7 protein-coding genes are annotated in these 12,299 nt (G+C 39.0%); 2 read left to right on the forward strand and 5 right to left on the reverse strand.

The window, feature by feature from the left end; genetic code table 11:
• Positions 1-34: 34 nt before the first annotated feature.
• Together EV201_RS13800 and EV201_RS13805 are read right to left on the reverse strand one after the other, a co-directional pair.
• Positions 35-1,726, reverse strand: coding sequence for a M56 family metallopeptidase (locus tag EV201_RS13800; protein WP_130308231.1), 1,692 nt, complete (start codon positions 1,724-1,726; stop codon positions 35-37).
• Positions 1,727-1,728: 2 nt separating this feature from the next.
• Positions 1,729-2,094, reverse strand: a complete 366-nt coding sequence (locus tag EV201_RS13805) for a BlaI/MecI/CopY family transcriptional regulator (protein WP_130308232.1) — start codon at positions 2,092-2,094, stop codon at positions 1,729-1,731.
• A gap of 379 nt (positions 2,095-2,473) precedes the next feature.
• Between EV201_RS13805 and EV201_RS13810 the strand changes: the two genes are divergently transcribed.
• Together EV201_RS13810 and EV201_RS13815 are read left to right on the forward strand one after the other, a co-directional pair.
• Positions 2,474-2,809, forward strand: coding sequence for a rhodanese-like domain-containing protein (locus EV201_RS13810; protein WP_130308233.1), 336 nt, complete (start codon positions 2,474-2,476; stop codon positions 2,807-2,809).
• Positions 2,810-3,115: 306 nt separating this feature from the next.
• Positions 3,116-3,508, forward strand: coding sequence for a carboxymuconolactone decarboxylase family protein (locus EV201_RS13815; protein WP_165389667.1), 393 nt, complete (start codon positions 3,116-3,118; stop codon positions 3,506-3,508).
• Between the two features lie 84 nt (positions 3,509-3,592).
• On the opposite strand, the gene EV201_RS13820 is transcribed toward EV201_RS13815, so the two are convergent.
• Genes EV201_RS13820 through EV201_RS13830 form a run of 3 tightly spaced genes read right to left on the reverse strand, consistent with a single transcriptional unit; the run spans position 3,593 to position 12,260 of the window.
• Positions 3,593-4,300 (reverse strand): hypothetical protein, encoded by a 708-nt coding sequence (locus EV201_RS13820; protein ID WP_130308235.1) that lies wholly within the window; start codon positions 4,298-4,300, stop codon positions 3,593-3,595.
• A gap of 60 nt (positions 4,301-4,360) precedes the next feature.
• The gene (locus EV201_RS13825; RefSeq protein ID WP_130308236.1) at positions 4,361-9,109 is read right to left on the reverse strand and encodes an efflux RND transporter permease subunit; all 4,749 of its coding nucleotides are present in this window, start codon (positions 9,107-9,109) and stop codon (positions 4,361-4,363) included.
• A 46-nt stretch (positions 9,110-9,155) separates the two neighbouring features.
• Positions 9,156-12,260 (reverse strand): efflux RND transporter permease subunit, encoded by a 3,105-nt coding sequence (locus tag EV201_RS13830; RefSeq protein WP_130308237.1) that lies wholly within the window; start codon positions 12,258-12,260, stop codon positions 9,156-9,158.
• Positions 12,261-12,299 lie beyond the last annotated feature (39 nt).

Raw genomic sequence — 12,299 nt, forward strand, 5'->3', positions numbered from 1 at the left:
CGAGCTTTTTATAAGCTCGTTTTTTTAATGATTTTTATTTAGCGTCTTTGTATGTTTCATATCTCAGTGTCTTGATGCCAGCTAGAGTCAATTGTTTTTTCACGTCGTCGATAATACCCATTTTGAGTTCAACATCAACCAACAATTTTAGCACCATATTCGGGGTTTTCTTTACAAAGGGTTTGATCCGATTTGCCAATTGATCAAGAGGGCAAGGTTTATCGTCAAAGTAGATACCATTGGGTGAGACTTTCAGATTCATTGTTAAGCCTGCTGTACTTTGACTTTTGAGCTTTGCAATGTGAATGGGAACGATTTTATCGATGAAGCTGCGTTCCGATCCTTTTAGATCAAAATAAGCTTTGTTGAAAAAGGTTTTTGCTTTCTCTTCTCTGACTTGTAGATACGCTTTCCCTATGGCTTTCATGGTGAAATTCAGGCCTTCCTTACTTGTTTCTTTGTCGAATCCGCAAACAATTACGCCTTTGTTAATTTGGGTCTTGTTTCCACCAAAACTCATTTCCTGACCTTCAGGTCCGGTTTTCCCCCAATAGTCTTTACCCTGAACAAAGCATTTTACAATTGCGGGAATTTCATCCTGTGTTGCGATTTTTCCGTTAACAAGATAGGCGTCTCGTCTGTTTTGCAATATTTTCAGAACATTTCTTGCCTTTATTCGGGATTGGCCAGACTCCGTCCCCTTTTCTGCCATATTAGCCAGTTTGGTGATCACTTGATTGTTTTGTGGCAGATTTTCGGGAGTCCAGTGACTTAGCCAAATCTGGCTACTATCTGCTTGAACAATAAGAGGCGGTAGTGTATTGACTTTCTTAATGATTTCGGGCTGCGTAAAGGCCTGTAAGAGCAGAAGCCCCATGGGTAAAAAGAGTAGTGCCTTTGCAACGCCCCATCGTTTAACTTGTTTCTTTTTCATCATTTTTAATCGTTTTGAAATTGAACCTTGTTTGAAATGATTCGCTGAAGCAAAACGTCTTTTGCCTACAGCTTTTTCTAAAATCAACAGTTGATATTGTGTTGCATCGATGCCAGTGTTGAGTACGGCCTGATCGGCCTGAAATTCATGAACCAGTTTGAGTTCCTTCTTAAGTAACCATGCAAAGGGGTTGAACCATTGCAGATAACAAATCAGTTCGATTAGGATCACATCAAATGAATGATGCAATCGGATATGTGCTTCTTCGTGCAGAAGAATCGGTGTTTTATTCTGTTCGTAATCCTGTTTCGAAAGCACAATGTATTTCGAAAAGGAGAATGCCTGTATGGTATCGCTAACAATGGCTATCAGGATATCTTTATAGGGCTTTATGGTGGCTTTTCTAAGCCATTTTAAAATACTTAGGTATGAGAGAAAAAACTGGACACCAAGCAGACTTAGAATGCACCAATAGACGATTGCGGTCCAGTTTATTGGGATAGATTCAGATGTCTCTGCTAGTGTTTGTTTTTGATTAGGACTGATAACAGCTGTTTCGGTCAAAGGCATTTCAATCAATTCTCGCACCTTTTGTATGGGAGCAGATCTGATTTCGTTTGCCGGAATCAAATGCGCCACTAAAGGCATGGCAAAGGCCGCACATATCGATAGTAAAAGTGTTAGCCTTTTGTATTTATGATTGGCATCCCTGTTTAGTAATAGCTTGTATAGCATATAAAAGAATGCCAGGCTGATACCAACCTTTATCATATAGCTTATGAAGATGAGCATAATTAGCTTTTTTTAGATTTTTCGATATCCTTAATCAGCTTTTTAAGCTCGTCAAGCGACAGATTTTCTTCTTCAACAAACATGGAAACCACGCGCTGGTACGAGTTGTCGAAGTATTTTTGAACGACATTTCCCAAGGTTTTTTTGCGATAATTGGCTTCGCTAATTGCAGCAAAATAACGATGTGTTTTACCGAATGTCTCATGCGAGATAAAGCCTTTTTCTTCCAAAGCTCTTACCATAGTCGACAGGGTGTTGTAATGCAATTTCTGATCGGGATACTTCTTTTGAAGATCTTTGACAAACATGGGACCTTCTGCCCAAAACAACTGCATAATTTCTTCTTCCTTTTGTGTTAGCTTCTTCATAATGGAAATATTTTAAATCAAATATAACTATAAAGTTTAGTTATATAACTATATTTTATAGTTTTCGATATCTAGGGCTTTGTTTCTTTGTGATGTGTGTATGGTTTTAGTTAACTAAATCCTTTATATTCGGAGCTTACAGGCTGAATCATATTTATCAATTCTTTTTCCTTTAAGAGTCTCAGTTTCTTATTTTAATCGGCTTAAGCAAAATATTTCTCTATTGCTTTAACAGAATTTAAGTCAGAAATTCGCTCAACTTTTCTCAATATCAACTTTAAGGCTCATGAATTTTTCTATATTTGTTAGAACAAGCCGGAATGATATTGTAAAGATCCGCAGAGGCTTGAAAAAGTGTTTCATTTAAAAATTATAGACTATGTTATTTTTCTCAAACAATAATGCTCCCAAAACAAGTTATACACCACAGGAATTAATCAGCGAAATGGAAAAGCGAGATGATATTCTACTGATCGATATTCGTGAATCGCATGAGCTGGCTCAGGGTGGGATAGAAAATGCCATTCACATTCCTATGGGGCAAATCCCTGAGAAAATGGGTACCCTACCAAGAGATAAAGATTTGGTTGTATTTTGCCACTTGGGTTTCAGAAGTAAGCAAGTGAGAAACTACTTACAAAAGAGTGGTTTTCACAGAACAGCACATTTAAAAGGAGGCATCAACCGTTGGCACAGAGAGGTGAGTGTTCAGTAGTATAACCCCTCATTAATCTTGTTTAAAAGCTCAGCAATTCATTTTGTTGAGCTTTTTATTTATTCGATCATTCTAAATAAGAGCTGTTTCAGTATTTTTTTTACTATGATCCTTTGGGTTTCATTTCTTAATGGGGGCTTTGGTAAATGAATATCTTAAACTGGTGAATGGAATATGGGCTTTCATGTTTATTGCTGTTAAATGTCTGGTAAATAGTTGTGCTTATGTTTATTTAGAATCAGTCTGTATATTGACTTAGGCACGTGAAAGCCGTAACTTTATTCTTTTAAAATGTGGGAGGATATTATGGAGAGAAGTAAGATTTATGAGGAGATGGAACAGATGCTAGGACTTGTTCCCAGTATGTTTAAATCAATTCCTGATGCGAGTTTGGAATTGGAATGGCGTTTATTTAAAACGGTACAGCTCGAAGGGGCGAGTCTTGATGGGAAACAGCGGGAACTTATAGGCTTGGGTATTTCAGCGGTTTCTAAATGTCGTTATTGTATTTATTTTCATACCATGTTGGCCAAACTAAATGGGGCTACTGATGAGGAGATTCAGGAAACCATGCACTATGCTAAAGCATCAGCTGGTTGGAGTGCCTATATAAATGGGATGCAAATCGATTTTGATGCGTTTACCAAAGAAATTGATGCTGTTTGTGCTCATGTTAGAGAAATGAACATGCAAAATTGAGAGAGTTCTCATTTTTTTTGATGTGCTTAGATTGGAACGTATTCAGGGAGAATTTCAAAATTCTCCCATTTTATTGTTTGAGATTTAAACAAATTTCTCTCGTTTCTGTAGGTTGATTAAACTCCAAAGAATAGAGACGACTGATCCCACAACCAACATCATTCTGTTTTGATAGAGCACATTTTGCCAAATGGCGTAACTCATATCACTAGGCACATCAAATGGATTTAAAAAGATATTCCATTTACTCGATTCCAAGGGTTCTGCAAGAATCAGAAAGATCAAACCAATAATAACCATGATAACGGCAGCTCCACTGGCATTTTTGATGAGAGAGGCCAGTAAAAAAGCTAAACTCGCTAAGAATATCAGGCTATACATCAGCTCGTAGACCATATGAAAAACGGGTATCCGGATAATGGTAAACACCACAATCCACGACATGAAGCTTATGAGAACCAGCAAGAGCATGATGCTGAGTAAAAAACGCACCAGGTAGACTTTGTAACGGTAATTGGGGATACCGAATATGATCTCGAGCATACGGGTATCCTTGTCAGATTGAATGTTGTAGATAACGGGATAGAACAAAATCAGTATCCCAGGAAATAGCAACGTTGAAAAGATATCTGCCTCTTCGGGACTCGAATCGGAAAATAGCATAATGCCTGTGACCATTAGGAAAAAGGCAAAGGCTGCAATGAGAAAATAGATGAACTTATTGGCAAATATAATCTTGACATTGTAGCGTATAAAATCGCGAATGAGTTTTACTTGTTCTATTCCTTTCATAAATATGAGATTTTAGATGTGAGTTAAACCATCTAACTTTAATCTTTATCCTTTTTTCCTTTATCCTTTAACATTATGCTTGCTGAGTGGAGTCGAAGCATCTTGTTCATTCAACAGACAGAGATATGCATCTTCCAGATTGGCTTTTGTGCTTATGGCACCGTAGCCCGGATTTTCATCTGACAGACAACGAACACGAATTTGATCCTTATCCCTCATATGATGGATAATGACATGCTCAGCTTTTAACTGTTCAAACTCCTCCGTTGAAACCGTCAGCACCCATACTTTTCCGTTAGCAATACCAGCCATATGAACGGGCTCTCCCAGATACTTAAGTTCTCCTTTTTTCACAACACCAACTCGGTTACACGAACTGGCCACATCTTCGATAATATGGGTGGAGAAGATCACAATTCTATCCTGACTTAATTCGACCAGAAGATTTCTGAATCGAATTCTTTCGCGAGGATCGAGACCTGCAGTAGGTTCATCAACCACTAATATTCGCGGTAAGTGGAGTAGAATTTGAGCGATACCGATTCTTTGTTTCATACCACCAGAGAATGAACCAATTTTATCATCCTTTTGATCGAGCATATGTACGGCACTTAAAACATATTTAATGCGTTCGTGTCTTTCTTTATTGTTTTTCAATTTTTTGATGATTCCCATATAGTTGAGGAAATCCCATGCCGTCATATTTTCGTACATTCCAAATTCCTGAGGAAGATAGCCGATCAATCCTTGCAGTTCTTCACGTTTCTCACGAACATCAATCCCATTGATTGTGATTTGCCCATAGCTTTGTTCCAGTATGCCGCAAATGATTCGCATGAGTGTGGATTTACCTGCTCCATTGGGGCCCAATAAACCAAACATACCGTTTCCTATATTTAGGGATATGCCTTTAACTGCCTTAAAGGGGACTTTCTTTTTCCCGATAACCGGTATGATCAGGACAAAGCGATAGAAGTTTTTACGTAGGCCACTAAAACGCCCTTTTAGTCTATTGATATTGATTTTATCACGGTAAATTTTATCAGAAGAAAGCTTAATCGTCAGAGCCAGATACCAGATGACAGCGATAGGAATAAGCAGCCCAATAAGATCGTATTTCTGATAGGCATAGTAGAGTACAAATAGAGGGAAAAACCAAAAAATAGCTTTCTGACTCACAGAAATGAGGAATTGAATCCACTTGCTTTTAGCCTCTGTTTTTAGATGATCACGATAGGCCATGATTGGCTTTATGAAACTCAATAACATGATTTGGAAAAGGATGGACAAAATAAGCACCCAGATCTGAATTTGTATGTGGTAGAAGATGAAAAAGACCATAAAAGCGATCAGAGGAATCTGCCAGATTAGGACGACAAAATCATGAATTGAATGGTAAGCTTGTTTTAAACCAAGGCGTTCTCTGATTTTGAGTCCTGATTTCCATTCGCGTGTAAATCGATTATCCCAATCGTAAATTTTTACCAGGTTTTTAATTTCAATATGCAAGGCTTCATCAGGAGCAATCAGTTCTTCGTTGGCCTTTCGTAAGCTGGCCGAGATGAAATAAATGCAGGCGGGTACAGACAGAAGTAAAACAAGGAAAGCGATGATTTGCCATATTTTACTATCAACTTCGGTATAGATGAAATAAGTTCCTAAAATCCAGAAGGTAAACTGAATGCCCTTAACCCATATTTTTTGACCCCGTAGCCATGTGAGGCTGGTTTGTAATCCGGCATAGACCGTAGGTATAAATACCAATGTTAGAACGGTACTTAAGCTTAAACCACCAATGACGGTGATGGCAAATGGCACACCAATTTCAGTAACATACTCGGCTCGCCCAAGTGCCAGTGGCATCAGTGCAATTATGGTTGTGATAGCGGTAATGAGAATAGGTCGGATACGTGCCAAACCAGCCATAATAAGTGCACGAGATTCTCTATAGCCTCGTTTCTGCAGAACATTGGAATAATCGATCATGATAATTCCGTTGTTGACCACGATTCCCAAAAGGATAATAAAGCCTGTAAACACATTGGCATTTATAAGTGAAGTCCCGGTCAGAATAAGAGCGACCAATGAGCCAATTGCAGCCATTGGGATAGAAAACATCATGACAATGGGCATGGTAAAAGATTCGAATACCGATGCCAGAATCATAAAGATGAGAATAAAAGCCATCAGAAAGAGAAAGCCAAACTCGTCCAAGGGGTTCTCTTCGTGTATGATTTCAATGGCAATGCCTGAAGGCAGATTCATCCGCTCTACAAGCTCATCAACCTCAACTCGTGCAGCTGTTAGGAGATCTTTCTCATCATTGACTTCAGCAATAAACTGATATTCAACCTCCAATTGCTTCTCCTGATTGGTTCGTTTAATGCTCGATAAACCATCAGTGAAATTGAGTTGACTGATGGTTTGCAATTCAAACTCAGCCCCCTGGTTTCCTTTAACAGTCAGTTTTCTCAAATCTTTTGCATCTCGTGTTTCCTGACTTGATTCTCCTTGTGTTTTTATGACGATATCGTATTCGTCAGTTCCATCTTTGAAGGTCACGCCGCTTGAAAATTCCTTCTGAAATGAGTTTAACTCTGATAAAACGGAGTTGACAGGAATATCGTAAATCGCCATAATTTGCTTATCCATCTCAAGAAGCATTTCTGGTCGCTTACTGGGTATTTTTACTGAAACTTGTTCCATAGATGAGAGTTGCTCCAGATAATATTGAAGATCTTCAGACAGATCTAACATCTTGTCGAAATCCTGTCCTTTAATAACGAGTTTCTCTTTTTGTGTTCCCAGGCCCAGCATTCCCATAAAAGGATTATCACCGCCAAAATCACCACCGCCGCCACCAAATCGGCGCCCTTTTGCAGGTGCTTCCCAGCTGAATGAAGCTCGTGGAATATTTTCGAGACGTTCTAATATATTTTTCTTAATGGCCGGAATAGATCGGTTTAGTATATCACGATAGTCATCGACTAATGAGATGCTTAAGACGGCCTCTTCTTCGTAAACCTGACTCGTGATATCTTTCTTCTCTTCAAGGGATTCAAGATTTTTCTCGACTTCTCTAATAACAAGATCCGTATTGTTGAGAGTGGTGCCGCCCGGAAGTGTTACATAGAGCTTGATGTCCTTTATTTCAGCTTCGTTTTTTGACATAAAGCTCAGGCCTAAGCTGATTAAGAGTGTGATGAAAAATAGCCCAAGTGCCCCCAGAATTGTTTTTCCAGGGAATCGCATGCAAGATTTTAAAAGAACCAGATAGATTTGAACCAATCGGTTATGAAGCGAGATGCTTTCGAAATTTACAGGACGGCTTTTACCCTTACGTTTTAGAAACGTATGCGTAATCATAGGAATCAAAAGCAGAGCGACGACTAATGAAACCAAAAGCGTTGAAATAATGGAAACACCAATGTGTTTTCCCATCAGTCCAATCATGAAGTTTGAAGAAAACAAAAAGGGCAGAAACACGGTTATGGTCGTCAGTGTGGCTGCAAATATTGAACGCCATACTTCTTTAGTGCCTTGAATAACCGCCGTATCGGCATCAATTTTTTTAGCTGCCAGTCGATATATATTTTCGAGGACGACGATACTATTATCGAGCAACATACCAATGGCAAGAGCCATTCCTAAAAGGGTTAAGGTGTTAATGCTGATGCCATAGGCATAGAAAAAGTTAAATGCCGTATAAACTGAGATGGGAATAGCCAAAGCAATGGCGACAACTAAACGAATATTTTTCAAGAAAATCCATAGAACAAAGATGGCCAGTAAGCCACCTACCAGCGCTAATTCGATAATTAAATCGATATTGGTTTTCATGATTTCAGCACTGTTGGATTGGACAACAATACTCACATCTTTGTTTTCTAATTCGTGATTAAGTTCCGCAATCTTTTCAATAACCGTCTCAGACAAGTCAATAATATTCGCCTGTGCATCTCTGGTCAATTGCAGCGTAACGGCTTCTTTCCCATTGACGCGACTATATGAGTTTTGTTCTTTTACACCAAAATGAATATCGGCAATATCTTTAAGTTTGATTTTGCCTTGTTCCTTTACAACCAATTCGTGAATATCTGTTATATCAGTAAATTCTGAAACCACATTAACAAAGTGCATTCTGTTATTCTCGATAACCTTACCTGCAAAGCTTCTTTTACTGTCATTTTGGCTAAGAGCTGAGCGAACCAGTGATGGACTGATGCCGTAACTTTTGCAAACATCATCGCGAAGTAAAATTTCAATCGATTTTTCACGTCCACCAAAAATGGCAACATTCGCTATACCATCTATATTTTTAATCTGATCCAGTATCTCATTCTGAGTGACTTGTCGAACACGATCGACTCCTCCACTGCCACGAACCTGAATATTCATGAACATATTGGTGAGTTGTTCTAAATCGAATTTCACAACCTGAACCATGAATTCTTTAGGAAGATCTTTTTTTGCTTGCTCAACCTTTTCAGCAAGTTTCAGATAAGCATATTTCGTGTTGGTTCCTTGTTCGAAAGAGATCTGAATATTACCGCTTTGCTGTCCGGCAGTAGATGTTATCTTTTCAACCCCCTCAAGACTTCCAACGATCCCTTCAAGCGGTATGATGGCTTGGTTTTCCATATAGCGAGGATCGACTTCCTGACGCGCGCTAACCTGAATAAAGAGCATCGGAAGCTGGGCATTGGGAATTAATTCGACCGGAAGTTGCTTGTAGGAGAAGACCCCCAACATGCTAAGTCCGGTGAAGAGCATTGCGATTAAAACCTTTCGTTTTATAATGAAATTCATTTCTGTTCAGATTTTAGTATCAGGCTTTGATTAGCTTCGTTGATTTTTATTCTGCGTTTACTGATCTTGAAAAATAGTTTTGTATTCTATCGAACACATAGTAAACACATGGAATAACCACCAAAGTCAGTAATGTTGAGGTAATCAAACCTGCAATAACGGCTATGGCCATTGGAGCTCTTAAGGCTGCACTCTCACCAAAGCCAATGGTAAGGGGTAGCAGGGCCAAAATAGTTGTGATACTTGTCATGATGATAGGTCGAATCCTATTCTCACCCGCCATGACAATTGAATTGATTAAGGGCTCTCCTTGTTGCTTAAACTGATTAATGGCATCAACCAGAATAATAGAGTCGTTGACGGCTATGCCTCCCAGCATAATAATCCCAATATAGGCCATAATATTCATGGGAATACCCAAAAGGAAGAAGGCCCAAACAGCACCAACTCCAGCCAATGGGATGGTTAAGAGTATGGTGAAAGGGTGTATTAATGATTCGAACTGTGACGCCATAACCATATAGACCAAAATGATAGAAAGCATCAGTGCAAAACTTAAATTTGAGAGTGCTTCTTGTCGTTTTTGTTCTTCACCAATCAGGTTCACCTGATAGCCTTGTGGTAAATCGATACCTTTGAGTTTGCTGTTTATTTTATCAATAACCTGATCAAATGCTTCTGATCCTTGAATATCGGCACTAATCTTTCCTATTCGAGTCTGGTTTCGTCTGAGCATTTGCTTAGGCGATGAGGATTTCTTGATATGAGCCAGCTCGTAAAGAGGAATTTCAGCATTGCCACTTTTAATACCAATGGTATTTAATTCGGATAGGCTATGTTCTGGTAGTTGAATATTAATATCATTCATCTCACCCCCTTTTTCGAATTTCCCAGCACTTTTTCCCATTAGTATATCTTGAAGCTGATTGGTAATGGCCTCGGTACTTAAATTAAAAATTCCAGCTTTGTAACGATCTATCACAACATCAACTTCAGGAGCACCTTCTTCGATATTGGTTTTGATATTCGTTAAATCGGGTACCTGATTTAAACGATCCTTAACTACATTTGAAAGTCGTTCCAGGATTTCCATATCTTTCCCTTTTACCTCAACTTCAATTGGGGCATTCTCGGTTCCAATGGTTGATTGCAAGGCTGTTTCGTCTCGAACAATTGTAATTTCAGCATTCGGAATTCCAGCGATTAAGGTGCTGACGTGATTCAGGATACTTTCGGATTGAGCCAGATACTCACTTTTAAGACGAATTTTAATATTGGCTGTATTCTCATTCTGGAATACAGATTTGTCTGTTGATGAGCTGCTTCCCGGGCCTATTTGGCTATAAATTGTTTCGAATTGCTCTCCCATAGATTGGTTAAGCATGGATTCTATTGCGATTACGGTTTGGCTGGTTCTTTCAAGCTGTGTGCCTTCTTTCAGTTCGATATTAAGACTGAACTCGCCAATACCAGCTTTAGGCAGGTATTCATTGCCTACATAAGGCAGGATGAGGCCTGTAATGATTAAAAGAATTGTTGCCCCACCAATAATTAAAACTCGTTTACTGAGTAATTTCTTAAGTAGGACGCCGTACCAACCAATCTTCACTGATTTGAATTTGATGTTTTTCCTTTTTCCTTTGTAAGCATAGTGGAATAGCATTGGAATCATCAGGATAGCCACAAAAAGAGAGGCTATAAGTGAAAATGCAACCGTCCATGCCTGATCTTTAAATAAGGCTCCTGAAGCCCCATGCATATACACAATCGGAAGAAAAACGACTATGGTGGTTAGTGTTGAAGCCACAATGGCTCCGCCAACTTCGGAGGTTCCTTCAATGGCAGCATCCTTTACGGATAGACCCAATTCCATTTTCCGGAAGATATTTTCAATAACGACAATCGCATTGTCAACTAACATTCCAGCACCAAGAGCCAGCCCTCCTAAAGTCATGATGTTTAGACTGAGTCCATTGAAATACATGAGGTTGAAAGTGGCAATGATAGAAACGGGGATTGCAAAACTGACAATAGCCGTTACTTTTATTCTACGTAAGAAAACAAAGAGAACCAAAATGGCAATCAGGACACCAAGTAAAGCGGTTTCTTCGACTTCATCAATAGCTTTTTGAATAAACTGCCCCTGGTTCTGAACTGTGATAAATTGGTAACCCGGTAAGGCTTTTTTGATGGAAACCATCGTCTTTTCAAAATCCTCTACCGCTTGTACAGTATTCGATCCGGTTTCTTTATAAATGGATAAACCGATACATCTAATACCATTAATTCGAACAATGTTTTGAGCCTTTTTAGCAACAAAACTCACTTTTGCGATGTCTTTTAGAAGGATGGGTACTTTTCCTTTTATCAGCGCTTGTTTTTCTGTATTTGATGGAGGTGAATCTGTTTTAGTTCCTACTATGACGTTTTCAATTTCATTGATGTTTCGGATTAAACCAGCCCCTTTTATAATATACTTGGTGCCCATTTCCACAATGCTTCCGCCCGAAAGATTTTGGTTGAGACTTTGTATCTTTTGTACAATCTGATCGATAGTTATGTTGTGAGCATCAAGTAAATATTGATTGGTTTCGATACGAACTTCCTTCTCTTGAGCACCTGTTAACTCAACCTCCGCAATTCCGTCTAATCGAATCAGTTCGTTGCGAATATAATTCTCACCCACTTTACGCAATTCATTCATATCCTGTATTTCAGGATGCAGCATACCGACTATCAGAATTGGTGAAGCATTGGGATCGTGTTGAGTGATTGTAAATTCATCAATATCGCTATTTTGGCTATACGAAGAGAGTGTTTTTTGTAAATCAAGTAAAGCCTCGTCCATATCACTTCCCCATGTGTACTCTACTGTAAGTCTTGCCGATCCGACCATACAAACGGATGAAACCTGACTCACACCTTTCTGACGAATAGCTTGTGCTTCGATGGCCTCAATGAATTGTTTTTCGATCTCTTCGGGAGGACGTTCACCTGCCTTTATTTCCACAAATATGCGTGGCGCATTCATTTCTGGAAACAGATCAACGTTTAACTTGCCAAGCGAGACGTATCCCAAGAGCAATATCGCCATAATGATCATGGATACTGTCACTGGATAGTTGACCGAAAATTGAGTTATTTTCTTCATTTTGTAAGACTTTATAATAGTTTGTTATGCTATTTTGAA

It is taken from the genome of Ancylomarina subtilis, from assembly GCF_004217115.1.
Classification (GTDB): domain Bacteria; phylum Bacteroidota; class Bacteroidia; order Bacteroidales; family Marinifilaceae; genus Ancylomarina; species Ancylomarina subtilis.